This is a genomic window from Nonomuraea sp. NPDC048916, assembly GCF_040649575.1.
Lineage (GTDB): Bacteria > Actinomycetota > Actinomycetes > Streptosporangiales > Streptosporangiaceae > Nonomuraea.
On the sequence record NZ_JBEZFS010000001.1, the window covers coordinates 270,067 to 294,514 of the forward strand.

Here is a 24,448-nt window from a genome sequence, read left to right on the forward strand (position 1 = left end):
CGCGCCGCTTCGACAGATCGGCCACACCTTTTTCCAAGATCTTTTTATTCTCGCTGTCTTCGCAGCTCAGCCGGGATGCTCACCGCCACGGGGCCTCTGTCCAGGCACTCCCGACCGGGAGATATCGTGACTGCTGTGTCTGGATCCCGCTCCCCCTTGCCCGCGGCCGATCTCGCTCGCACGGTCGTCTTCGCCGCCTTCATCGCGGTGCTGGGCATCTTCCCCGGCGTCTACGTCGGCGGCTCCGCCGTGCCCATCGTGCTGCAGAACGCCGGCCCGCTGCTCGCGGGCAGTGTCCTGGGCGCCCGCCGGGGCGCCGCCTCGGTCGCGCTGTTCCTGGGGCTGGTCGCCCTCGGCCTGCCGCTGCTGTCGGGTGGACGGGGCGGCATCGCCTCGTTCATCGGCCCGAGCGGCGGCTTCCTGCTCGGCTGGATTCTGTCGGCGTTCGTCGTCGGGCTGATCGTCTCGCGGGCGAGCCAGCCTCGGCTGCCGCTGCTGCTGGTCGCCAACCTGGCCGGGCTGCTCGCCGACTACCTGATCGGCATCCCCTGGCTCGGCTTCTACACCGGTGACCTGCCGGCGGCCGCGGTGCAGTCGCTGATCTACGTGCCGGGCGACCTGGCCAAGGTGGTGGCGGTCTCGCTGATCGCCGCCGTGGTGCACCGCGCCCTGCCGGGCAGGCTGACGGGCAACGTGACGCCCACTCCATGACGCTCGCGACACCCCCGATCCTCGGCGGCGGCGCCGCATCCGCCGGCCTGCTGGCGCGGGCGCACGGCGCCGCCCGGTGGCTGGCCGGGCGCGGCGTCACCGAGGGGTCGCGGATCGCCGTGGACGCGCCGGACGTGCTGGCGTGGTTGCTCGGCGCCGACCTGCTCGGCGCGGCGACGCTGGTCGTCGAGCCGTCGTGGACACCACGGGAGCGCGACGCGGTGCTCGCCGACGCGAGCCCGCACCTCGTGGTCACCGGCGCCGTCCGGCCCATCGCCGACGGTGTCCCACCGGTCGGCGACGGCGTCCCACGAGCCGATGGTGTCTCACCGGCCGGCGACGACGCCACGATCTTCTACCTGCCGACGACCTCGGGCAGCAGTGCCCGGCCGAAGGTCCTCATGCGCAGCCGCGGATCGTGGCTGCGCAGCTTCGAGGCCCTCGGCCGGCTTCCCGGTCCCGTGCTGATCCCGGGGCCGCTGAGCTCGTCGCTGTTCCTGTTCGGCGCGCTGCACGCGCTGTGGTGTGGCCACGAGGTCAGGTCGCTGCCGCGCTGGGCGCCCGAGGCCGCGGCCGGGGCCGCGCGCGAGACCGCCACGGTCCACCTGGTCCCGGCGATGCTGGCCGCGCTGCTCGACGTCCTCGACCAGCGGCCCACCCTGCGGGCCGGCTGCGCCCTGCGCACGGTCGTCTGCGGCGGCGCCCACCTCGACGCGGCCGTCCGATCACGGTTCTCGCGGCTGCTGCCGCGAGCCGAGCTGGTCGACTACTACGGCTCCGCCGAGCACTCGCTGATCGCCGTCCGGCGCGGCGCGGGCGGGCTGCGGCCGGTCCCCGGCGTGCGGCTCGACGTCCGCGACGGCGTGCTCTGGGTACGCTCCCCGCTCGCGTTCGCCGGCCACCTCCGCGACGGCGTCCCGCACCCCGCGGCCGAGTGGTCCACCGTGAGCGACCGGGTCGAGTTCGACGACACCGGGGCCGTGATGGTGCGGGGCAGGCTCGGCGCGACCCTGTCCAGCGGCGGCAAGCTGGTCTCCGCCGAGGAGGTCGAGGGGGTGCTGCGCGAAGTCCCGCACGTCACCGACGTCCTCGTCACCGGCACTCCTCACCCGACCCTCGGCTCCATCGTGACCGCCGTCGTCGAGGTGACCGCCGGCAGCCGGCCCACGCTGCGCGAGCTGCGCCACGCCGCGTCCGCCAACCTCGAACCCGGCAAGCGGCCCCGCCGCTGGCTGGTGACGACGGCGTTGCCCCGTACGGCGTCCGGCAAGCCCGCGCGCGCCACGGTCGCGGAGCAACTGCGTGACGGCACCCTCGCCGCGAAGCCGATGCGATGAGCGACGACCGGACACCCGTCGTGGTGGCGGCCCGGCGCACCCCGATCGGCAACGCGGGGGGCGCGCTGCGCGCGTTCGCCGTCGACGAGCTCGCCGCGCCGGTGCTGCGTGCCGTGCTCGACGACGCGGGGCTGGACACCGTCGACGACGTCGTGCTGGGCAACGTGTTCGGCCCCGGCGGCAATCCGGCCCGTGTCGCCGCGCTGCGCGCCGGGCTGGGCGAGAGCGTGCCGGGGATGACGGTCGACCGGCAGTGCGCCAGCGGCCTGGCCGCGATCACCCTCGCGGCGGCGCTGATCCGGGCCGGCGAAGGCGAGGCGTACCTGGCCGGGGGCGTCGAGAGCGCCTCCACCGCGCCCTACCGCGCGTGGCGCCCGCAGTCGGCCGGAGAGACACCCGGCTACTACACGCGGGCGCCGTTCGCGCCCGCCGAGATCGGCGACCCCGACATGGGGCCGGCCGCCGACCTGGTGGCCGCCGAGGCCGGGATCTCCCGGCAGCGGCAGGACGCCTTCGCCGCGCGCAGTCACGCCAGGGCGGTCGAAGCCCAGCGGTCCGGCAGGTTCGCCGCCGAGCTGGTCCCGCTCGGCCGGGCCGACCGCGACGAGCGCCCGCGCCCCGGCTTCACGGCCGAACGGCTGGCCCGGTTCCGGCCCGCCTTCACCCCGGACGGCACCGCCACCGCGGCCAACTCGTGCGGCATCAACGACGGCGCGGCCGCCGTGCTGCTGGTCAGCGAGACGGTCCGCCGCCGGCTCGGCCTGCCCGGGCTGCGGCTCGTCGCCTCGGCGACCACGGCCGTCGATCCCAACCGGCTCGGCCTGGGCGCGGTCCCGGCGATGAAGGCGGTCCTCGACCGGACTCCCGACGTCGTCGAGTTCAACGAGGCCTTCGCCGGTCAGGCGCTGGCCTGCCTCGACGGCGCCGGGATCGACGAGCGCACGGCCGGTCCCGACGGCGGCGCGATCGCCCTCGGCCATCCGTGGGGAGCGTCGGGCGCTGTGCTCGTGGTGCGGTTGTTCGCGACACTGGTACGAACCCGTCGCGCCGGCTCCGGCCTGGCCGCCCTCTCCGCCGGCGGGGGTGTGGGCGTGGCCACCATGTGGGAGGCAGTGCCATGATCGAGTTCGAGGGCGTCGGACACCACTACGGCGACCGGGTGGTCCTCTCCGGCGTGGACCTGCGCCTGCCCGAGCGGCGGGTGGCGTTCGTCGGGGCCAACGGCTCCGGCAAGTCCACCCTGGCCCGCATGATCAACGGTCTGGTGCGGCCCGCCACGGGCCGGGTGCTGGTCGACGGGCTCGACCCGAGCCGCGACGGCCGCGAGGTCCGGCGGCGCGTCGGGTTCGTCTTCACCAACCCCGACAGCCAGATCGTGATGCCGACCGCCGGCGAGGACGTCGCGTTCTCCCTGCGGCGCAGCGGGCTGTCCGCCGGGGAGCGCGCCGCGCGCGCGGCCGAGGTGCTCGCCCAGCACGGGCTGGCCGGCTATGCCGACCATCCCGCCCACCAGCTCTCCGGCGGCCAGAAGCAGTTGCTCGCGCTGTGCGCGATGCTCGTGCTGGAGCCCGCCGTGCTCGTGTGCGACGAGCCGACGACGCTGCTCGACCTGCGCAACAAGCGCCGGTTCGTCAGCCTGCTGGCCGAGTTGGAGCAGCAGGTCGTCATGGTCACCCACGACCTCGACCTGCTCGGCGGCTTCGACCGGGTCATCGTGCTCGACGCGGGGTGCGTCGTGGCCGACGACGAGCCCGAGCCCGCGCTGCGCCACTACCGCAAGCTCGCGACATGACGACCGGCGGATGGTACGAACCCGGCTCGACCCCGCTGCACCGGACACCGGCGGGCTGGAAGTTCCTCGTCCTGTTCGTGCTGGCCGGGGCGGTGTTCTTCGTGAGCTCCCCGGGGTGGCTCGGCGCGATCTGCGTGGCCGTCGCCCTCGGCTACCTGGTGGCCCGGGTCTCACCGAGGCGCTGCCTGCAGGTCGTCCGCCTGCTCGCGCTCCTGGTGGTGTTCGTGCTCGCGCTGCAGTGGTGGCTGCTCGGCCCCGTCGCGGCGGTGGTGATGTGCCTGCGGATCGTGGCCGCGCTGGCCGCCGCCAACCTGTTCGCGATCACCACCCGGGTCGACGACGTGGTCTCGTCGGTCGAGCGCGGGCTGCGCCCGCTGAGCAGGTTCGGGGTGCGTCCCGACCGGCTCGGCCTGCTCGTCGGGCTCACCCTCCAGTCGGTGGCGGCCCTGTCCGCCATCGCCGCCGACGTCCGCGAGGCGGCCAAGGCGCGCGGCGCGGATCGGTCGATCGTCGCGTTCACGGTGCCGTTCCTGGTCCGCACCCTGCGCCACGCCGACGAGCTGGGCGAGGCGCTCGCCGCCCGCGGCGAAGGCGACGGCTGACCGCCACCCACAGCCCGAGGCGATCAACGCGACGGCTGACCACCGCCCGCGGCTCAGGTGATCGCGGCTCAAGCCATCGCGGCTCAAGCCATCGCGGCTCAAGCCATCGCGGCTCAAACCATCGCGGCTCAAACCATCGCGGCTCAGCCGCCGGCCGCGTCGTACATCCGGCAGGCGAGGTTGCAGATCAGCAGCGTGTCGAGGCTGTCCAGGTCGGCGTCGAGCAGCTTGCCGATCTGCGCGAGCCGGTATCTCAGCGTGTTGCGGTGCAGGTGCAGGGCTTTGGCCGTCAGGTGTTGCCTGGCGTCCAGCCGCAGGTAGGTCCGCAGGGTGTGGAGCAGCTCGCCGTTGACCTTGGCGTCGTAGTCGATCAGCGGTTGCAGGACCTCACGCGCGGCGTGCTGCCCGCCCCGGCCGGCGGCGGCGGCCACGATCGACGTCAGGTCGAAGGCACGGGCGCGCACCGGCGTCGCCTGCTCCGGCGCTATCATCGCCCGCGCGGAGGCGAGGACCATGCGGATCTCCTCGGCGTCGCGGGCCGGTCCGGCGACGACGATCCGCCGGCTGGGCATCTCCCGCCGGAGGACTTCCAGCACCGTGCCCGTCGCATCACCGGAGCCGCCCTGGGCGAGCAGCACCAGCATCTCGCCGCTGCGCACCGAACGCACCACGGGCAGCACCTGCTCCACGGCCAGGCGCAGCCGCAGGGAGTAGCCGGCCGAGAACGCGGGATTGGGGTGGGCCACGAGCACCACGGTGGGCGCGTCGCTGTCGAAGCCCGCGACGCGCAGCGCCCTGACCAGCGTCGCCGTGGGCGTGGTCCAGTCGGTAAGGCCGGCGAGCACCGCGGCCATCCGCGTCGCGCTGGACGGCTCCTCCTGCAGCCGTCGCGTCAGGTCGATCGCGACCAGCGTCGCCGCGGAGTTCATGGCCATCCGCACGGTCTCGACGGCCATCTCGGACCGGCCGACCAGGATGTGGTCGTGCGCCCCGGCCTGGTCGAGCGGCACGGCGAAGTAGCCGGTCGTGCCGTTCGTGGCCAACCCCTGGAGCACCAGGTCTGGCTGCAGCTCGTGGTGCGTCGGCCAGCTCGACATCACGCTGCCGTCGATGTCGACGATGGCCGCCTCTCCCTTGATCTCCTCGGCGATCTGCCTGAGCAGGGCCGCGATGGGGGCGCCGTTGGAGACGAGCTTCGCCAGCTCGGCGGCCAGGTTGGAGGCCCGGCCCATGTCCTTGAACCGGTCGGCGATGATCGCGTCCGCGACGAACTCGCTGATCCGGACGAAGGGCACGCTGTAGGGGACGGCCAGCAGCGGCAGGTCGGCCGCGGTGGCGCACTCGACCAACGCGCGCGGGACGTCGTGGTGGGTCAGCCCGCATCCGAACCCGACCGCCGGGATCCGGGCCGCCTTGAGCCGCCGGATGAAGGCCTGCCACGCCTGGTGGTCGTCCGCGTCGATGAACGCGCCCGTGGTCAGCAGCAGCTCGCCCCCGCGCAGAAACGGCGTGGGGTCGACGAGCTCCGTCGACGCGACCCAGCGGACAGGGCGTTGCAGCAGGTCAGGGCTGCTGGGCGTGACCAAGGTCAGCTCGAGTACGGACTCGGCGAGAAGCTGGCTGAGCGTGAGGGCCATGGGCGGAGCCGACCTTTCGGGCTGACCGTATTGCTGTGCAACTGCACGATACAAGCTCGACAGGCTTAGACCTCACGCACGTAGACGCTGAAAGCGGCCCCCCTGTTGACTGCAACCACCCATCTACCTGCGAAGTTCCCGGCGTGGAACAAAACAAGGGGAGCATTCGTGCACTTCACCCGCTATCCCGCCGTCCTGGCGACCTCTGCCGCGGCACTGCTGGCGTTGACCGCCTGCGGCTCGGCCTCCACCACCGATTCGGCCGCCGACTCCCCGGCGAGCGCCGCACCCGCCAAGAGCTGGGCCCCCGCGAAGGTCGACATCTGGGCCGACCTCGCCATGGACAGCGAGCGCAGCAAGGGTGAGTACACACCCGTGGGCAAGGCCGAGAAGCCCTGGAACATCTGCGTGTCGGTCCCCCACATGAAGGACGCCTACTGGCTCGGCCTCAACTACGGCGTGGCCGAGCAGGCGCGCGAGGCCGGCGTCAACATGACGATGGTCGAGGCGGGCGGGTACGAGAACCTCGACAAGCAGACCCAGCAGATCGAGGACTGCGCCCAGAGCGCGGACGCGCTGGTGGTCGGCGCCATCTCCTACGACGGGCTCAACAAGACCGTGGACCGCCTGGCGGCCTCCGGCAAGCCGGTCATCGACGTCGTCAACGGCATGTCCAGCGACAAGGTCACCGCCAAGTCGCTCGTCTCGTTCCACGACCTGGCCGACATCACGGCGAAGTGGCTGATCGAGGACTCCAAGGGCGAGGCCGTCAAGGTCGCCTGGTTCCCCGGGCCGAGCGGCGCGGGCTGGGCCGAGGCCGGCGAGCAGGGCTTCAAGGCCGCCCTCAAGGACAGCAAGGTGGAGGTCGTCGACACCAAGTGGGGCGACACCGGTAAGGATGCACAAAGCCGGTTGATCGAGGATGTGCTCGCCGCACACCCGGATGTCGAATACATCATCGGCACCGCGGTGACCGCCGAGGCCGCCGGCCCGATCCTGCGGGACCGGAGCCTCAGCGACAAGATCCGCGTCGCGGGCTACTACTTCACGCCGGGCACCTACACGGGGATCCAGCGCGGCACCGTACAGGCCGCTCCGAGCGACAGCACGGCGCTGCAGGGCCGGATCGCCATCGACCAGGCCGTCCGGGCGCTGGAGAAGAAGGAGTTCATGAAGCACGTGGGGCCTGAGCTGGTCATGGTCACCAAGGACACGCTCGACGCCTTCGACGTGGCGACCACGCTGGCCCCCGAAGGCTGGTCCCCCACGTTCCAGGTCAAGGCCGGCAGCTGACCCGGTCCACCTGACGGCGTGATCCATGACCAGAAAGTTGTCTCCATGACCCATCCTGACCACGAGGTGGTGCTTCGGGTCCGCGGGCTCACCAAGAAGTACCCCGGCGTGACCGCGCTGGACCGGGTGGACTTCGAGCTCCGCAAGGGCGAGGTGCACGTGCTCTTCGGCGAGAACGGGGCCGGGAAGTCCACGCTCATCTCGATCATCTCGGGCGCCCAGCATCCGGACGGCGGGACGATCGAGGTCAACGGGCGGCCCGTCGAGCTCGCGGGCGTCGCGGCCGCCCGCGCGCTGGGCATCAGCGCGGTGTTCCAGGAGTTCTCGCTGATGCCCACGATGACCGTGGCCGAGAACCTGGTCATGGGCGCCGAACCCGGCCGTTACGGGATCATCAACCGGCGCGCGGTCAGGAGGCTGGCCCAGGAGCGCCTGGACGAGTTCGACTTCCGTATCTCGCCGGATCGGCTAGTGGAGACGCTGAGCCGGGCCGAACAGCAGATGGTCGAGATCGCCAAGGCGTTCCGGCCCGAGCTCAGCGTGCTCATCCTCGACGAGCCGACCGCCTCGCTGACCGAGGAGGAGTCGGAGCGGCTGTTCAGCCTCGTGGAGGAGGCGCGCGGCCGGGGGATCGGCATCGTCTACATCACGCACCGGATGGCCGAGATCCGGCGTCTCGCGGACCGGGTGACCGTGCTGCGGGACGGCCGGCTGATCACCACCGTCCCGGGCGGCACGCCCGACGACGAGCTGATCAACCTGATGACCGGCCGCGTGGTGGAGGATCTCTACCCGGAGCTGCCCGAGGCGGGCACCCGCGTCGTCCTGGCCGCCCGCGATCTGTCGACCTTCGACGGCACCGTACGGAACGCGAGCTTCGAGCTGCGCGCCGGGGAGATCGTGGGATTCGCCGGGCTCATGGGCTCCGGCAAGTCCACCGCGGCCCGCGCCTGCTTCGGCCTGGAACGGGTCGACTCCGGCACGCTGACGATCGGCGGCGCCGATCTCACGGGCGCCAAGCCGGCCCGCGTCATGCGGTCGGGCGTCGTCTACCTGCCCAGCGACCGCAAGACCGAGGGGCTGTTCCTGAACCGGCCGCTGCGCGAGTCCGTCACGCTGCCCTGGCTGCGCCGGGAGCCGATGTCCGCCGGGCTGGTGCTGCGTCCCGGCAGGGAGCGCGCCGTGGCCGGCGACATGCTGCGCCGGATGAAGCTGAGCCCCGCCGACCCCGAGCGGACGGCCGACAGCTACTCCGGCGGCAACCAGCAGAAGGGCCTGCTCGGGCGGGCGCTCCTCGGCGACTGCGGCACCTACCTGCTGGACGAGCCGACGGTCGGGGTGGACGTCGGAGCCCGGGTGACGATCTACGACCAGATCGTCGAGCTCGCCCGGCAGGGCAACGCCGTGCTGGTCATCTCCTCGGAGCTGCCGGAGATCCTGCACCTGTGCCACCGGGTGTACGTGTTCGCGCACGGGACGATCACCGCCGAGCTGCGGCAGGACGACATCAACGAGGAAACGATCCTGCGTCACATGATGCATTGGGACGAACCGGCGAAGGAGATCGCATGACCCTCCAGAGTGAGGTCGAAGTGACGGCGCGGCCACGAGCATCCGCGATCTCGTACGCCGCCCGGATCTTCGTCAAGATCGGCGTGCTGCCGATCCTGGTGGTCGTCGCGCTGATCACCTTCTCGATGATGTCGGACAACTTCCTGACCGTGGACAACATCCACTCGGCGCTCAGGCAGAACTCGTACATCATCATCGCCACACTGGGCCAGTTCGTCGTACTGCTGGCCGGAGGGTTCGACCTGTCGATCGGCGCCATCACCGCGCTGGTCTCGGTGAGCACGGCGATGACCATGTCGGCCCAGACGGGCTCCCCGCTGGCGGCCGTGGCGACCGGGATCGTCGTGGGCGTGGGCGTGGGCATGGCCTGCGGGCTCATCAACGGCCTGGGCGTGGCGAGCTTCAACATCAATCCCTTCATCATGACGCTGGCGACGGCCTCGGTGTTCTCGGGGCTCGCCCTGATGCTCACCTCGGGCGTGCCGGTCTCCGGGCTGCCCGTGGAGTTCAGCGACTGGCTGGGCTTCGGCAGCGTCTTCGGGATAGGCATCTCCATCTGGATCGCCGCGCTGGCCGCGCTGATCCTCTGGGTGCTGCTGACTTTGACCCGTCCCGGACGCCACATCTACTCGGTCGGGTCGAGCCCTCGCGCCGCCCGGCTGTCGGGAGTCAGCGAGTTCCGCACCCTGATCCTGGCGTACGTGACGGCCGGAGCCCTGGCGGCGGTCGGGTCCGTGCTGCTCACCGCGCGCATCGAGACCGGTGAGGCGAACATCGGCGCTTCCCTGCCGCTGCAGACGATCGCCGCGGCCGTCATCGGAGGGGTCAGCCTGCGCGGCGGATCGGGCCGGGTGCTCGACGCGGTGCTGGGCGCCGTGTTCATTGGGATCGTCGCCAACGGAATGAACCTGGCGCAGATCAACTCCTACTACCAGATGATCGTCACTGGCGTCGTCCTGGCCCTGGCGGTCGTCGCTGACCGGCTCCGCACCCGGCTCGCGTCAGCGGTGTACGCCGGAAAGGTATGAAATGAAGGTCACTCTCAACTCCGACATGGGCGAGTCCTACGGGATCCACTCCTTCGGAAACGACGAAGCGCTGCTCGGTCTCATCGACACCGCGAACGTGGCGTGCGGGTTCCACGCGGGCGATCCGAGCGGCATCCGCGAGACCGTCACCAACGCGGCCGCCGCCGGGGTCTCCGTCGGCGCGCACCCGGGCCTGCCCGACCCGGTCGGCTTCGGCCGGCGCGAGATGAAGCTGTACGCCGACGAGGTGCGCGACATCGTCCTGTACCAGGTCGGCGCGCTCAAGGGCTTCCTCGACGCGGCGGGCGTCGCGCTCGACCACATCAAGCCGCACGGCTCGCTCTACGGCATGGTCGCTCGTGACGAGGCGCTGATGGACGCGGTGTGCGACGTCGCCGCGATGTACGAGGTCCCGGTGTACGGCATGGCGGGCACCGCGCACGAGCGCGTCTGCGCCGCCCGCGGTGTTCCGTTCCTCGCGGAGTTCTACGTCGATCTTGAGTATTCCGCCAACGGCGGATTGATCATCGCCCGGCGGCCGCATGCCACGCCGGTCGAACGGGCAGTGGAGCGAATGATGATCGCCCTCGATCAAGGGGTCGCCATCGCCGCCACGGGCGAACGAATCCCGATGAGGTTCGATACGGTCTGCGTCCATTCGGACACTCCCAACGCTGTGGCAGTGGCCACCGCCATCAGGGCTGTCATCGATTCGCAGGATTCGACTTCTGGAAAGGTCTCGCATGTCTGAGCACGTTGTGCAGTCTCCGCTTCCCGGCGTCTTCTACACCCGTCCCGCGCCCGACAAGGACCCCTTCGTCGAGGTGGGCGCCGTGGTCAGCGCCGACACCACCGTCGGCCTGGTCGAGGTCATGAAGCAGTTCGCCGAGATCAAGGCCGGAGCGAGCGGGACCGTGACGCGGATCCACGCGGAGAACGAGAGCATCATCGGCCCCGGCGACGGCATCCTCACGATCGAGAAGGACTGATCTCTTTGCGTAAGCTGCTGGTCGCCAACCGTGGGGAGATCGCGGTACGAATCATCCGTGCGGCCCGTGAACTCGGGATCAGCACGGTGGCCGTCTACAGCGAGGCCGACCAGGACGCGCTGCACGCCCGGCTGGCCGACGAGCGGGTGCTCATCGGCCCGCCCGCGGCCTCCCGCAGCTACCTGGACATGGACGCCATCGTCACGGCGGCGGTCGACCTGGGCGCGGACGCGGTCCATCCCGGCTACGGATTCCTGTCGGAGCGGGCCGAGTTCGCGCAGAAGGTCACCGACGCCAGGGTCACCTTCGTCGGGCCGTCCGCCAAGACGATCCGGCTGATGGGAGACAAGGCCCGGGCGAGGTCCGCCGCCGAGGAGGCCGGGGTGCCGACGGTCCCGGGATCCGCCGGGCCGGTCAACGACCTGAGGGAGGCCCTGGCGGCGGCGGAGCTGGCGGGCTACCCGGTGGCGATCAAGGCCGCCGCCGGCGGCGGCGGCCGCGGCATCCGCGTCGTGGCCGACGCGTCGGAGCTCACCGAGGCGCTGCCGGTCGCCCAGGCCGAGGCCCAGGCGGCGTTCGGCAGTGGGCTGGTCTACATCGAGCGGTTCGTCGCCCACGCCAGGCACATCGAGGTTCAGGTGTTCGGTGACGGCGCGAACTTCGTCCACCTCGGCGAACGCGAATGCTCGATGCAGCGGCGACGCCAGAAGGTGCTGGAGGAGGCGGGAGCGCCCGGCCTGCCCGAGCACGTACGCGCGGCCATGACCGACTCGGCCGTCGCGCTCGCCAAGGTGGCGGCCTACACCGGGGCCGGCACGGTCGAGTTCCTCTACGACCCCGCGACCGAGGAGTTCTACTTCATCGAGATGAACACCCGGATCCAGGTGGAGCATCCGGTGACGGAGATGGTGACCGGCCGCGACCTGGTCCGCGAGCAGCTGACGGTGGCCTCCGGGGCGCCCCTGTCGTTCGCGCAGTCCGAGGTCGAGTTCCGCGGCCACGCCATCGAGGTGCGGCTCAACGCGGAGAACCCGGAGTTCGCCTTCATGCCGAGCCCCGGCGTCCTTTCGGCCATGCGGATGCCGGGCGGCCCGTTCGTCCGCATCGACTCGGGCTTCGGACCCGGCAGCGAGGTGAGTCCCTTCTACGACTCCCTGCTGGCCAAGATCGTGGTCTGGTCCGACACCCGCGCGTCGGCGATCGCCCGCCTGGCGCGCACCCTGGACGAGGTCGAAGTGGAAGGTGTCGTCACCACCGCGGGCTTCATGCGCACCGTGATCGACATCGAGGAATTCCGCGAAGGCCGCTACCACACCACCTTCCTCGAAGGGTGGATGGCCGGCCGCAACAAGAGTGGCGGGAACACATGACACACAACATCGCGCGCAAATCAGGCGAGAGTCGCTACTCCTGGGGCGGCGACGAGCACCTGGTCGTCCAGTTCGCCGAGGCCATGAGCCTTGAGGTCAACTTCACCGCCATGGCGGTGTCGAAGATCCTCAGCGAGGAGCGCATCCCGGGCATCGTGGACATCTGCCCGGCGAACGCCTCCCTGCTGATCAGGTTCGACCCCGACGTCGTGCCGCCGGCCGAGGTCGAGGCGGCGGTGCGGGCGGCGGAGGACAAGGTCGCCGGCTCCCCCTCACGCAGTGTGGAGACCCGGATCTTCGAGGTCCCCGTCTGGTACGACGACCCGTTCACCAACGAGACGGGCGCCCGCTTCCGCGACCGGCACCAGCGGCCCGAGGGCAACGACCTGGAGTTCGCGGCCGTGGAGAACGACCTCGACTCGGTGCAGGCGTTCATCGACGCCCACTCCGGCTCGCCGTGGATCACCTCCATGGTCGGGTTCGTGGCCGGGCTGCCGTTCCTGTTTCAGATGGTCCCGCAGGAGCGGCAGCTGGAGCTGCCCAAGTATCTGCGCCCGCGCACCGACACGCCCGCCCTCACCGTCGGGCACGGCGGCTGCTTCGCGTGCATCTACTCGGTCCGCGGAGCGGGTGGCTACCAGATGTTCGGCGTCACCCCGGTGCCGATCTTCGACCCGGAGCAGCGGCTCGCCGACTTCAGCGATTTCATGATCTTCTTCAGGCCCGGTGACATCGTCAAGTTCCGCGCGATCGACCAGGACGAGTACGAGGCCATCCGCGCGGAGGTCGAGGCCGGCACCTACCGCTACCGGCAGCGCCCGGTGACGTTCGACCTCGATCGCTTCCTCGCCGATCCCGACGGCTACAACACCGAACTTCTGGAGGCGCTCTATGCCAGTTGAGATCCTCGAACCGGGGCTGGCCTCCAGCATCCAGGACCGCGGCCGTCCCGGCTACTACAACGTGGGCATCCCGCCGTCCGGCGCGGCCGACCTGCGCGCCGCCGCCGCGGCCAACCTGCTCGTCGGCAACACGCCCGACGCGGCGGTCATCGAGTCGCCGTACATGGGTCCCGTGCTGCGCTTCGATGAGCCGACGGTGGTGGCCGTCACCGGCGCGAGCATGCCGGTGATGCTCAACGGGGCGCCCGCGCCGCAGTGGGAGTCCTTCGCCGTCGCGGCCGGAGACCAGCTGACGTTCGGCTTCCTGCAGGCGGGCGCGCGTATCTACATCGCCGTCGCCGGCGGGTTCGACGTGCCCGTCGTGCTCGGCAGCCGGTCGACGTACGCGCTCGGCGGGTTCGGCGGCTTCGAGGGCCGCAACCTGAAGAAGGGCGACGTCGTGCCGATCGGCCGGTCCAACGGCGTGCCGGGCAAGGTCGTGCCCGAGGCGCTCAGGCCCTCCTACAGCCGCGACGTGGAGCTGCGGGTGGTCCTCGGGCTGTACGACTACCGGCTGACCGACGCCGGGCGGAGCTGCCTGCTCGAATCGGAGTGGTCGCTGACCCCGGTCGCCGACCGCACGGGCTTCCGCTACTCGGGTCCGGTCCTGGAATGGGAGGAGCGCGTCCAGCCGTTCGGCGCCGGCTCCGACCCGTCCAACATCGTCGACGCCGGTTACCCGGTCGGTTCGATCCAGGTGCCCGGCGGCGTCGAGCCGATCATCCTGCATCGCGACGCGGTCTCCGGCGGCGGCTACGCCATGGTGGCCAGCGTGATCAGCGCCGACCTCAACCTGGTGGCGCAGTGCTCCCCCGGCACCCGCACCCGCTTCATCGCCGTGACCCTCGACGAGGCGCTGCGGGCCCGCGCCGACTCCGCGAGCTGGGAGCTGAAGGTACGCCAGGCCCTGGACGAGGCCGCCTGACGCCGGGTGGCGCCGGCGGTGACCGCCCGGCGCTGCCCGGCATCGGCCCGGCACACTCCCGCGGCACCGGGGCCCGGCCACTAGACAAGGAGCTCTCGATGACAGTTCAGACAGCGCCCGAGCTGTACCAGCCGACCTCGCTGGACGACGCCGTCGAACGGCTGGCGATCGCCGGCCCGGACGCCGCCCCCATCGCGGGCGCCACCTGGATCATGAGAAGTCCCTCTCGTGGCGAGTCGTTCCTCCGCGAGTACGTGTCGCTGGCCCGGATCGAGGAGTTGCGGCGGATCGAAGACGACGGTGCGAGCCTCACGATCGGCGCCGCCGTCACCCACGCGCGGCTGGCCGGCGCGCTGGCCGGCTACCCGGCGCTGGAGGCCCTCCGGCAGGCCGCGTCGGCCTCGGCCAACCCGTCCGTCAGGCGTCAGGCCACGGTCGGCGGCAACCTCTGCACCCGCGACTTCGCGGCGGCCGATCTGGTCCCTGCGCTGCTCAGCCTGTCGGCCAGGGTGATCCTGGCGGGCCCGGCGGGCACCACGACGGCGCCGCTCAGCAGGTTTCTCGCCACGCGCGACACCCAACCCCAGGGAACCGTGCTGGCCCACGTGTCGGTGCCGCTGGCGCCGGTCGTCTCCGCGCACGCCCGCCTGACCCTGCGGCGGGCGGGAGACTACCCGGTCGCCATCGTCAGCGTCTCGGCCGCGCTCGACGAGGCGGGAGTGGTCGGCTCGGCCACCGTCGCCGTGGGCTCGGTCGAGCCCGTGGCCCGCCTGTGGCCCGAGCTGGCGAGCGCGATGACCGGCCGGCCGCTCGACGCGGACGCCGCGGTCCGTACGGCCCGCGAACTCGCCGGAGCCTTCACCCCGCGAACGTCGGTGGAGGCGGATGACTGGTATCGACTGCAGGTGCTGCCGACGGTCGTCGGCCGTGCCGTACGCGCGCTGGAGCGGCGCGGAAGGGCGGGCAGGGCATGACCACCGAACTGGTCGTCAACGGTGAGGCGCGCCGGGTGCACGCCGACCCCATGACTCCCCTGGCGAGGGTGCTCCGCGAGGAGCTGCATCTACGCGGCACGAAGGCGGCATGCGGCGAGGGGTTCTGCGGATCCTGCACGGTGTTCGTCGACGACGACGCGGTGGCCTCCTGCCTGGTGCCGCTGGGCATGGCGGAGGGCAGGTCGGTCCGCACCGTCGAGTCCCTCGCCGACCCGGCCGGCGCGCTGTCGCCGCTGCAGCAGGCGATGAAGGACAACGACGCGGTGCAGTGCGGCATGTGCTTCCCCGGGATGCTGATGTCACTGACCGCGCTGCTGGAGGCGAACCCCGCTCCCGAGCGGCGTGACGTCCACGAGGCCCTGGTCGGCAACATCTGCCGGTGCACCGGCTACGACCGCATCGTCGACGCCGCCCTGACCGCGGCACGGGCCGCCACCGGGACGAAGGAGGAGGACGCGTCGTGAGCGACGTCATCGGAGTGGACCTGCCTCGCCGCGACGCCGAGGACAAACTGCGCGGCCGGACGGTGTTCACGGTCGACGCGGCCGAGGGCGGGCTCCTCCACGCCGCCCTGCGCCGATCGGAGGTCCCGGCGGGCCGCATCGTGTCGATCGACCTGGAGCCGGCCCGCCGCATGCCCGGAGTGCGGGCCGTCGTGTCGGCGGCCGACGCCCCGGGCCGCTACGGGATCACCATCGCCGACCATCCCCTGTTCGCCGTCGACCAGATCCGATACCTGGGCGAGCCCATCGCGGCGGTCGCGGCGGAGACTCTCGAACAGGCACGCGCGGCGGCCGCCGCGATCGTGGTCGAAGTCGAGGAGTACGCCCCGCTGCTCACGATGGCGCAGGCGCTGGCCGACGACGCCCGCGACCTCCACCCGGGCTGGGAGGACTACGACGTGCTCTTCGAGGGCGGTGAGCGGGCGCGCAACATCGGCTGGGAAGCCACCGTGGTCCGGGGCGACACCGACGCCGCCTTCGCCCGGAGCGATGTGCGCGTCATCGAGACGGAGTTCGTGGCCGGCCGGCAGAACCAGGCCCCGCTCGAACCCCGCGCCTGCGTGGCCGGCTACGAGAACGGCCGGTTCGTCATCCAGACGTCCACCCAGGTGCCCTGGGCGGTCCGCAACTCCACCGCCCGCCTCCTCGGGGTGAGAGAGGCCGACGTCCGCGTGGTGGTCCCGCCGGTGGGCGGAGGGTTCGGCATGAAGTTCGAGGTCAGCCTCGAACCATTCGCCGCGCTGCTGGCACGGGCCGCGGGCCGGCCCGTCAAGCTGGTCAACAGTCGCCAGGAGGAGATGCAGACGGCGCTCTGCCGAGAGAACGCGGAGATCCGGATCCGCTCGGCCGTCACCGAGTCGGGCGAGATCGTCGCCCGGGAGGCGGTGGTCCTGATGGACTGCGGCGCCTACGGCGGCGAGCAGCCGTTCCTGACCAGCATGACCGCCCACACGCTCGGCGGAAACTACCGGCTCGGAGCCGTGCGGCTGGTGAGCCGGGCCGTCTACACCAACACTCCCCCCAACGGCGCCTTCCGCGCCTGCAACGGCACCTACTGCACCGCCGCCCTCGAACGGCACACGGACGAGATCTGCGCGGCGCTCGGCATGGACAGGGTGGAGTTCAGACGGCGCAACGTCCTCGGCGACGGCGACCTCGGATCCACCGGGCAGGTCTTCGAGGGCGACGTGCTCGCCCCGATGATCGACCGGATGGTCGCGCTGCGCGACTCCGCCGCGCCGGCGGAGCGCCCCGACGACGGGCGCCTCTACGGGACGGCGACGACGGTCGGCACCTGGTTCATCTTCGTCGGCCCCTCCGCCGCCACGGTGAACCTCAACCCGGACGGCACGGCCACCCTGGTCACCGCCGGCGTCGAGATCGGCTCGGGGTCGACCATGCAGGCGATCCCGCAGCTCGTCGCCGAGTCGCTGGGCCTGCGGCCGGAGGACGTCACGGTCCGGGCCGCCGACACCGACGCGGCGGGATACGACGGCGGCGTGGGCGGCGGCCGGACGACCGTCTCCCTGGGCGCGGCCGGGGTCGCGGCCTGCGACGAGGTGCGCAGGAAGGTCTTCGATCTCGCCTCGGAGATGCTCGAGGCGTCGCCCGCCGACCTGGTCCTCACCGATGGCCACGTCGCCGTGAACGGAGTGCCGTCGGCGAGGGTCACCCTCAGGGAGGTGGCCGAGCGGGCGCAGGCGGTGTCCGGGCCGATCTCCGGCTCCGGCTCGTTCACCGGCATCGGGGTGCAGCCCATGTCCGGCTGCGCGGCCGGTCACATGATCGGGGCCCTGGACCTTCCGGTCTTCGCCGTGCACGAGTGCGACGTGGCGGTGGATCCGGACACCGGCCACGTGGAGGTGCTCGCCTACCGCGTCGTCCAGGACGTCGGACGGGCGATCAACCCCAGGGCCATTCGCGGGCAGGTGCAGGGCGGCGTCGTCCAGGGCCTGGGCTACGCGCTGCACGAGGAGATCACCATCGACGCCCGGGGGAAGGTGCGGCAGACGGGTTTCGAGACCTACCGCATGCCCCTCTCCGGTGACGTCGTCCCCGTCCAGCTCGATCTGTACGAGGGGGCCCCGTCCTTCGGACCCCTGGGAGTCAAGGGCGCCGGCGAGGTGCCCATCCTCAACGTCGCCGCCGCGGTCTCCTGCGCGGTAGCGGACGCCATCGGCAAACCGGTGTCGCAGATCCCGCTGACCCCGCAGCGGGTCCTCGGCCTCATCCTGGACAGGGAGGACGAAAACGTGGAGCTCCGGCACATCGGGCCGGGCTGGCGTGCCAACGTGATCGCGGACCCGGAGGAGCTGATGGCCGCCGCGGGGCTGTGAGGCCCGCAACCCGTGAGGTGCGAACCGGGCGTGCGAACCGGACGTGCAAACCGGGTGTGCGACCCGGGCGTGCGACCCGGACGTGCAAACCAGGCGTGCGACCCGGGGTAATCGGGGTCTTCACAACCCCAGGTCGCTCAACCCCGGATGGTCGTCCGGGCGGCGGCCCAGCGGCCAGTGATACCTGCGCTCCGCCTCCGTGATCGGCAGGTCGTTGATGGAGGCGTACCTCACCCGCATCAGCCCCTCGCCGTCGAACTCCCAGTTCTCGTTGCCGTAGGAACGGAACCAGTTGCCGGAATCGTCGTGACACTCGTACGCGAAACGCACGGCGATCCGGTCACCCTGGAACGCCCAGAGCTCCTTGATGAGCCGATACTCCAGCTCCCGCGCCCATTTGCGGGTGAGGAACGCGACGATCTCGTCGCGCCCGTTGACGAACTCCGCGCGGTTGCGCCAGGCGGAGTCGAGCGTGTAGGCCTGGGCCACCTTCTCGGGGTCGCGGGTGTTCCAGGCGTCCTCCGCCAGCCGTACTTTCCGGGTGGCGGTCTCGAAGGTGAACGGAGGCAGCGGCGGTCTCGTCATGCGGTCATCCTCATCGACGCGGGCGTCCCGCGACAGTAGGTGATCCGCCGGTCGGCCCCCGCTTGGCCGATCGTTGAGGTCACGATGACCGGGCGGTGCGTGGCCGCGCGGCGGCCCCCCGCAACTGTCTGAGGCGGCTGCGAGGAGCACCGCGATCATGGCGAGAGCGGAGGTCACATGAGCGGCTACGTCCGGCTGGAAGACGAGTTCTGCGCCACCCTCGTACGAGGGCTCGGCCCCGGGGAGGCAGTGCGCCGGCTGGGCCGGCCTCGCGCGCCTGGTGCGGCAGTAATTAACGCACGTATTGACTCAATGTGCATTAAAAGCGAAACGCGTGATTCGGGAGTGCCTATCTGTTCGTAACCGTACACGTGGTGCTACCGTGTGCGCCTGTTCCCTTCGCGCTCTGTCGCGAAGCGGCCACGCACCCGGCCTGTCGCGCGAAGGAGCAGGTTCGACGCGGCTCTGCCATGCCTTGCCGCCACGTCTCCAAGGACCGCCGATGCCAGCAGACGCACCCCACCGGACACAGCGAAGGCTTTCGCCGAGGGAGCTGGCGGTCATCGCCTCTCTCGGCACGATGATCCTCATGGCCTGTGTGTGGCTGTGGGCGGTGTCCTCCGTTCCGACCGAGGCCAAAGGCGTGATGGCGATGGTCGGTGGCGTCTCCGCCGCGCTGCTCGCCGGCGCCACCGCGGCCGTCGTCCACTACTCGGCCGCCGGCCGCCGCTCGCGCGAGCAGGCCAGGTGGGCCTCCGCGCGGCTCACCCGGCTGGAGCGTGAAGTGCTGCAGATGGCCGAGGAGTCGCTGCCCGCGCTCGGACGCCAGGTGCGCGGAGGCGTCTCGGTCGCCGACGCCCTCTCCCGCGTCGCGCAGCCCCCGGAGGGACCTCTGCGTCACCTGCTCAAGGCCGCCGCGAACGAGCTCGACGTGCTCGAACGCGAGCGCACCATGGCCCAGGCGTCCCGTTCGGCCATGGAGGCCGAGATCTCCCGGGTGACGAGCGAGACGCTGCCCGACCTGGTCAAGCGGATCCAGGCCGACCGGATGTCGGTGACCGCCGCCCTGACCGAGGTCCGCCGGCCGGTGCACAGCCAGTTGCGCGACCTGCTGGGCGAGGCGGCACGGCAGCTCGGCGAGGGCGAGCGCAGAGGCGCCGCGGTGATGGCGGCGTGCGCCGGAGCCGCGGCCCGGGTGCAGGCCCAGGCCACCAGCCTGCTCGCCCGGCTGCGCGGGCTGGAGGAGCTGTACGGCGACCAGGAGGAGGTCTTCGCCGACCTGCTGGAGCTCGACCACCGCATCGCCCAGCTGAGCCGGCTGGCCGACAACATCGCCCTGCTGAGCGGCGGCAGATCCGGCCGCCGCTGGACCCGGCCGATCGTGATGGAGAGCGTCCTTCGCGGCGCGATGGGCCGCGTCGGCGCCTACCGGCGCATCCGGCTGCACTCCACCAGCACCGTCGCCGTGGCCGGCTACGCGGCCGAGGGCGTGATGCACGCGCTGGCCGAGCTGATGGACAACGCCGCCACCTTCTCGGCGCACGGCTCCGAGGTTCATGTGTACGTGGACGAGGAGGACGCCGGTGTCGTGATCACGATCGAGGACAGCGGCCTGGGCATGCGCCCGCGCGAGCGGCACCACGCCACCAAGCTCGTGAGCGAGCCGCTCGACCTGCGCACACTGTCCGGCACCCGGCTGGGACTCGCGGTGGTCGGGCGCCTGGTCGACAAGTACGGCCTGACGGTCAGCTTCCGGCCGTCGGCCCGTGGCGGCACCGGGGTCGTGGTGCTGATCCCGCGCCTGCTGATCACGCAGCCCCGCTCGGACACCACCGCCCCACCCGCGATCGAGCCGTCGAGCCGTCCCGCGGTGACGGCCTCCGTGGCGGCGGCCATACCCACACAGGAGGGACCGGCAGAGGAGAACGAGGATCTCCTGCCCAGGCGGCGCCGGGGTCAGACGCTGGCCGAGGCCGGCAGGGCACTGCAGGCGCCGGTCGCCAAGCCCGTACGGGAGGGGCGGGATTCGGCGGCGAGGTTCGCCGCGTTCCGCCAGGCGGGCGCCCGTGGGCGCGGTACTTCTCCGGACCCGGGCGATTCCTGACACCCGCCCGCGGCTACCGGACCTTATCGATCACAGATAGGAGGCAGGGGCCGTCCCGCCGGCGCCCGCGCCGGAGGTGCGCCCCGTCGTTTCGATGGGCACAATCGACGCTTCGCGCACCACCGATCGCAACCTTGACTGGCTGCTGGAGAACCTCAAGGAGAAGACCCCCGGGATCAGGCACGTGCTGGTGCTGACCAGGGACGGCCTGAAGATGTGCTTCACCACCGGCCTGGAACGTGACGGAGCCGACCAGCTCGCGGCCCTGGCCGCCGGGATCCAGAGCCTGTCGCTGAGCGCCTCCGCCGAGTTCGGCGACGCCATCGGGGCGGGGCAGGCGATGGTGGAGTTCGCCGGCGGGCTGCTGCTGATCGTGCCCGCCGGGGCCGGCGCCCATCTGGCGGTGGTCGCCGAGGAGGACGGCGAGGTGGGCCTGATCGCGCACAACATGAACGAACTGGTGGAACAGATCGGCGTGTACCTCACGGCGGCGCCGCGACAGGCGGAGACCAACGGCGAGCGCGCATGACGCGGCGGGCCATCGACCGAGAAGACCCCGACCGGCTCTACACGGTCACCGGGGGACGCACCCGCGCCGACGAGACCGCCTTCGACTCGGTCTCCCTCATCGTGAGCGAGAGCCGCCCCACTCCCGGCATGCAGTCCGAGCACGTCAGGATCCTGCGGATGACCCGCCGGCCGACGGCGGTCGTGGAGATCTCCGCCGAGCTGCGGCTGCCGGTCAGCGTGGTGAAGATCCTGCTGCGCGACCTGCTCGACACCGGCCGCATCACCGTCCGTCATCCGTCGGCCGCCACGCAGGCCGGCCGGCCTGATCCCGAACTCCTGAAGCAGGTGCTCGTTGCACTCCACGACCTCTGATCAGCCGGCGGCCACCGGGCGAACTCCGCTGCGCGAGACCGCGGTGGACGCCCTCAAAATCGTGATCGTCGGCGGGTTCGGCGTCGGCAAGACGACCATGGTCGGCTCGGTCAGCGAGATCCAGCCGCTGAGCACCGAGGAGGTGATGACCCAGGCCGGCGTGGGCATCGACGACGCGAGCCGGGTCCGTACCAAGACCACCACCACGGTCGCCTTCGACTTCGGCCGGATCACGCTCAACTCCAGCATGGTGCTGTACCTGTTCGGGGCGCCCGGCCAGCAACGGTTCTGGTTCGTGTGGGACCAGTTGTTCGCGGGCAGCCTCGGCGCGGTCGTCATGGTCGACACCCGTCGTCTGGAGGAGTCCTGGTACTCCATCGACCGGCTGGAGCACCACCGGATGCCGTTCGTCGTCGCCGTCAACCGCTTCGCCGACGGGCCCGCCCTGAGCACGGTGCGCGACGCGCTGGCGCTGTCGCCCGAGGTCCCGATCGTCGACTGCGACGCGCGGGAACGGTCCTCGTGCAAGACCGTGCTGATCACGCTCGTGGAACACCTCGCCCGCCCGCACGACCTGTCGCCCGCCCGAGAGAGCACGCCGTGACGAAGCCTCCTGCCCTGCCCGACTCCGCAGCCTCGCCCTCCGAGCCCGGCCGAGAATCGCCGGACGGTTATCCCGACCACGCCGACGCCGTGCGCCTGTACGAGCCGGAGATGTACGACGACCCCGCCGCCCTCTACGAGGAGATGCGCCGCAAGTACGGGCCCGTCGTCCCCGTCCTCCTCGACGGCGACGTCCCGGCCTGGCTCGTGATCGGCTACCGCGAGCTGCATCACGTCACCAGCCAGCCGCAGCTGTTCGGCCGCGACCCCAGGCGCTGGAACCTGAGCGAGCGCCTGCCGCCGGACTGGCCGTTGCGCTCGTACGTCACCTGGGCGCCGTCGGTGGTGTTCACCGAGGGCGCCGAGCGCATGCGGCGTGGTGGCGCCATCGGCGACTCGCTGGACGAGATCGACCGCACCGAGCTGACCCTCATCTGCGAGCAGGTCGCCGACCTCGTGATCGACGCCTTCGCCGGCGACGGCCGGGCCGACCTGGTCTCCCAGTACGCCTCCCGCATCCCGGCCCAGGTCATCGCCCGGATCTTCGGCATGCCGGAGGCCGACGTGCCCGCGCTGGTCGAGGAGGTGACCATCGTGCTGGACGGCGGTAAGGACGCCTTCGCGATGGTCGAGCGCATCGTCGCGCGGGTGACCGGGCTCCTGGCGAGCAAGCGCGCCCGCCCCGACCGCGACGTCATGTCGGGCCTGCTGGCGCATCCCGCGGGGCTCACCGACGACGAGATCGTCCACGACACGATGACGCTGGTGATGGCCTCCCACGGCAGCAGCGCCAACTGGATCGGCAACACCCTGCGCCTCATGCTGGTCGACGACCACTTCCAGATGGACTTGCAGGGCGGCCGCAGCAGCGTCGGCGAAGCGCTGAACCAGGTCCTGTGGAAGGACCCGCCGATGCAGAACACGCCCGCCCGCTTCAGCGCCCAGGACTGCGAGCTGGCCGGGCACCGCATCCGCCGGGGCGACCTGCTGGTGCTCAGCCTCGCCGCGGCCAACGCCGACCCCCAGGTCCAGCCGGGCGCCGACGCGTACACGGGGCCCAACCGCGCGCACATGTCCTTCAGCCACGGCGAGTACGGCTGCCCCTACCCCGCCCCGGAGCTGGGCGAGATCATCGCCAAGACGGCCGTGGAGGTGCTCCTGGACCGCCTCCCGGACGTCCATCTGGTGGTGGCGCCGGAGGACCTGCGGTGGCGGCGCTCGATCTGGATCCGCGCCCTGGAGTCGCTCCCCGTCCAGTTCACCCCCGGCACCCCGATCGGCCGGCCATCCTCCCATTCCTGGGACGACCTCCGCTGACCCTTCGACGCCGCCCCTTCGACAGGACCACGGCCGAACCCGGCCACGAGCCCGGCGCGAACCGGCCACAGATCACGACACCTTGGACGCCGGGGCCGTCCAGGTGTTGCACACCGCCGGAGACGCGGCGCGGAAGCCCTTGTCGAGCCAGGCGGCGATGTTACGACCCTTCCCGTGGTCGCCGCCCTTGGTCCACTCGTCGCCGCTTCTACGCGTGGTGTCCAGCAGTTCGTCCCAGTCCTCCGCCGTCCGGTCCAGGGAGTCCCAGAAGCTGCCCACGAAGGCGCCTCCCAGGCACTCGGCCTGCAACTCGTTGCGCCGGATCTGTTCTTTCAGCTCCTTCTTGCCCTTGTACGGGTAGTACTGGAACGCGCGCTCCATCCGGGTGAGGTTCTGCACGTGGTGCCCGTACTCGTGGGCGACCAACTGGAAGAGGAACAGGTCCCAGGGCTGGTCGAGCAGGTCGTCATCCAGAAGGATGAGGAAGCGCCTCTCGTCGCCGCAGTACGTCGCCGCGGTGTACTTTCCCCAGGCGTGTCCGCAGTAGCGACGTGGTTTGGTGATGAATCCGATTCTCGCCTTGGCGAACGGCAGGTTCGCCTGCTTCGAATAGGCGGCCCAGGAGGTGTTGAGGCAGTTCAACACCGAGGTCAGATACCTCTTGGCGGAAGGGATGTCGTTCCGCTTGATGTCCCGCTCCGGGCATTCGCTCGGGCTGAGCTCGCCGCTGCGGTACAGCTTGTTCTTGGTCAGGACGGGATCTTTGATGGGGTACGCGGTCGCGTGGGCCGTACCGGAGAGTAAGAGCCAGAAAGCTGTGCAACCTGCAAGAAGAGGGGCTAAACGCATGATCGATATCTTATGAGCAGGGTGGCATTTTGGTGCATATGGTGCGGGGATGGATCACAGGGGCCCGGTGGAAGGAC

The 24,448-nt window shown here is 71.2% G+C and carries 24 protein-coding genes; 21 read left to right on the forward strand and 3 right to left on the reverse strand.

Annotation, left to right across the window (positions count from 1 at the left end; translation table 11 throughout):
* Positions 1-135: 135 nt before the first annotated feature.
* From AB0C16_RS01395 to AB0C16_RS01415, 5 genes are read left to right on the forward strand one after another with little or no spacing between them, the layout of a single operon-like run.
* A complete protein-coding gene (locus AB0C16_RS01395; protein WP_357677617.1) occupies positions 136-711 on the forward strand; it encodes a biotin transporter BioY in 576 nt (191 codons plus the stop codon).
* A complete protein-coding gene (locus AB0C16_RS01400; protein WP_357677619.1) occupies positions 708-2,048 on the forward strand; it encodes an AMP-binding protein in 1,341 nt (446 codons plus the stop codon). The genes AB0C16_RS01395 and AB0C16_RS01400 overlap by 4 nt, the downstream gene beginning before the upstream one ends.
* The gene (locus tag AB0C16_RS01405) at positions 2,045-3,169 is read left to right on the forward strand and encodes a thiolase family protein (protein WP_357677621.1); all 1,125 of its coding nucleotides are present in this window, start codon (positions 2,045-2,047) and stop codon (positions 3,167-3,169) included. The genes AB0C16_RS01400 and AB0C16_RS01405 overlap by 4 nt, the downstream gene beginning before the upstream one ends.
* Positions 3,166-3,840: an ABC transporter ATP-binding protein gene (locus AB0C16_RS01410; protein WP_357677623.1), complete on the forward strand. Its 675-nt coding sequence runs from the start codon at positions 3,166-3,168 to the stop codon at positions 3,838-3,840. The genes AB0C16_RS01405 and AB0C16_RS01410 overlap by 4 nt, the downstream gene beginning before the upstream one ends.
* A complete protein-coding gene (locus tag AB0C16_RS01415) occupies positions 3,837-4,442 on the forward strand; it encodes an energy-coupling factor transporter transmembrane component T (protein ID WP_357677625.1) in 606 nt (201 codons plus the stop codon). Before AB0C16_RS01410 ends, AB0C16_RS01415 begins: the two co-directional genes overlap by 4 nt.
* 143 nt (positions 4,443-4,585) lie before the next feature.
* Here AB0C16_RS01415 and AB0C16_RS01420 read toward each other — a convergent pair whose 3' ends face one another.
* Entirely contained in the window at positions 4,586-6,079 is a 1,494-nt protein-coding gene (locus AB0C16_RS01420; RefSeq protein ID WP_357677627.1) for a PucR family transcriptional regulator ligand-binding domain-containing protein, read from the reverse strand.
* 168 nt (positions 6,080-6,247) lie between these two features.
* Here AB0C16_RS01420 and torT point away from each other — a divergent pair, with 168 nt between their 5' ends.
* The 11 genes from torT to AB0C16_RS01475 all read left to right on the forward strand — a co-directional run bounded on the left by torT (position 6,248) and on the right by AB0C16_RS01475 (position 18,031).
* The gene (torT, locus tag AB0C16_RS01425; protein WP_357677628.1) at positions 6,248-7,372 is read left to right on the forward strand and encodes a TMAO reductase system periplasmic protein TorT; all 1,125 of its coding nucleotides are present in this window, start codon (positions 6,248-6,250) and stop codon (positions 7,370-7,372) included.
* 45 nt (positions 7,373-7,417) lie between these two features.
* Entirely contained in the window at positions 7,418-8,944 is a 1,527-nt protein-coding gene (locus tag AB0C16_RS01430; RefSeq protein ID WP_357677630.1) for a sugar ABC transporter ATP-binding protein, read from the forward strand.
* Entirely contained in the window at positions 8,941-9,972 is a 1,032-nt protein-coding gene (locus AB0C16_RS01435; RefSeq protein ID WP_357677632.1) for an ABC transporter permease, read from the forward strand. The genes AB0C16_RS01430 and AB0C16_RS01435 overlap by 4 nt, the downstream gene beginning before the upstream one ends.
* Position 9,973: 1 nt before the next feature.
* Entirely contained in the window at positions 9,974-10,723 is a 750-nt protein-coding gene (pxpA, locus tag AB0C16_RS01440) for a 5-oxoprolinase subunit PxpA (protein WP_357677634.1), read from the forward strand.
* Complete coding sequence (locus AB0C16_RS01445; protein WP_357677637.1) at positions 10,716-10,961, forward strand: acetyl-CoA carboxylase; 246 nt, start codon at positions 10,716-10,718, stop codon at positions 10,959-10,961. Before pxpA ends, AB0C16_RS01445 begins: the two co-directional genes overlap by 8 nt.
* A 5-nt stretch (positions 10,962-10,966) precedes the next feature.
* Positions 10,967-12,331, forward strand: a complete 1,365-nt coding sequence (locus AB0C16_RS01450; protein ID WP_357677639.1) for an acetyl-CoA carboxylase biotin carboxylase subunit — start codon at positions 10,967-10,969, stop codon at positions 12,329-12,331.
* On the forward strand, positions 12,328-13,233 hold the full coding sequence (locus AB0C16_RS01455) for a carboxyltransferase domain-containing protein (protein WP_357677641.1): 906 nt from the start codon (positions 12,328-12,330) through the stop codon (positions 13,231-13,233). Before AB0C16_RS01450 ends, AB0C16_RS01455 begins: the two co-directional genes overlap by 4 nt.
* Complete coding sequence (locus AB0C16_RS01460) at positions 13,223-14,197, forward strand: biotin-dependent carboxyltransferase family protein (RefSeq protein ID WP_357677644.1); 975 nt, start codon at positions 13,223-13,225, stop codon at positions 14,195-14,197. The genes AB0C16_RS01455 and AB0C16_RS01460 overlap by 11 nt, the downstream gene beginning before the upstream one ends.
* Positions 14,198-14,295: 98 nt before the next feature.
* Positions 14,296-15,171, forward strand: coding sequence for an FAD binding domain-containing protein (locus AB0C16_RS01465; protein ID WP_357677646.1), 876 nt, complete (start codon positions 14,296-14,298; stop codon positions 15,169-15,171).
* Positions 15,168-15,656 (forward strand): (2Fe-2S)-binding protein, encoded by a 489-nt coding sequence (locus AB0C16_RS01470; RefSeq protein ID WP_357677648.1) that lies wholly within the window; start codon positions 15,168-15,170, stop codon positions 15,654-15,656. Before AB0C16_RS01465 ends, AB0C16_RS01470 begins: the two co-directional genes overlap by 4 nt.
* Positions 15,653-18,031, forward strand: a complete 2,379-nt coding sequence (locus tag AB0C16_RS01475) for a xanthine dehydrogenase family protein molybdopterin-binding subunit (protein ID WP_357677650.1) — start codon at positions 15,653-15,655, stop codon at positions 18,029-18,031. Before AB0C16_RS01470 ends, AB0C16_RS01475 begins: the two co-directional genes overlap by 4 nt.
* 120 nt (positions 18,032-18,151) lie before the next feature.
* Here the strand turns inward: AB0C16_RS01475 and AB0C16_RS01480 are convergent, their stop codons facing one another.
* Positions 18,152-18,616: a nuclear transport factor 2 family protein gene (locus AB0C16_RS01480; protein WP_357677652.1), complete on the reverse strand. Its 465-nt coding sequence runs from the start codon at positions 18,614-18,616 to the stop codon at positions 18,152-18,154.
* Between the two features lie 502 nt (positions 18,617-19,118).
* Here AB0C16_RS01480 and AB0C16_RS01485 point away from each other — a divergent pair.
* From AB0C16_RS01485 to AB0C16_RS01505, 5 genes are all read left to right on the forward strand, one after another.
* Positions 19,119-20,720, forward strand: coding sequence for an ATP-binding protein (locus AB0C16_RS01485; RefSeq protein ID WP_357677654.1), 1,602 nt, complete (start codon positions 19,119-19,121; stop codon positions 20,718-20,720).
* A gap of 94 nt (positions 20,721-20,814) precedes the next feature.
* Entirely contained in the window at positions 20,815-21,249 is a 435-nt protein-coding gene (locus tag AB0C16_RS01490) for a roadblock/LC7 domain-containing protein (RefSeq protein ID WP_357677656.1), read from the forward strand.
* On the forward strand, positions 21,246-21,602 hold the full coding sequence (locus AB0C16_RS01495; RefSeq protein WP_357677657.1) for a DUF742 domain-containing protein: 357 nt from the start codon (positions 21,246-21,248) through the stop codon (positions 21,600-21,602). The genes AB0C16_RS01490 and AB0C16_RS01495 overlap by 4 nt, the downstream gene beginning before the upstream one ends.
* Complete coding sequence (locus tag AB0C16_RS01500; protein ID WP_357677659.1) at positions 21,583-22,206, forward strand: ATP/GTP-binding protein; 624 nt, start codon at positions 21,583-21,585, stop codon at positions 22,204-22,206. The genes AB0C16_RS01495 and AB0C16_RS01500 overlap by 20 nt, the downstream gene beginning before the upstream one ends.
* The gene (locus AB0C16_RS01505) at positions 22,203-23,522 is read left to right on the forward strand and encodes a cytochrome P450 (RefSeq protein WP_357677662.1); all 1,320 of its coding nucleotides are present in this window, start codon (positions 22,203-22,205) and stop codon (positions 23,520-23,522) included. The genes AB0C16_RS01500 and AB0C16_RS01505 overlap by 4 nt, the downstream gene beginning before the upstream one ends.
* Positions 23,523-23,594: 72 nt before the next feature.
* On the opposite strand, the gene AB0C16_RS01510 is transcribed toward AB0C16_RS01505, so the two are convergent.
* Complete coding sequence (locus AB0C16_RS01510) at positions 23,595-24,371, reverse strand: neutral zinc metallopeptidase (protein WP_357677665.1); 777 nt, start codon at positions 24,369-24,371, stop codon at positions 23,595-23,597.
* Positions 24,372-24,448 lie beyond the last annotated feature (77 nt).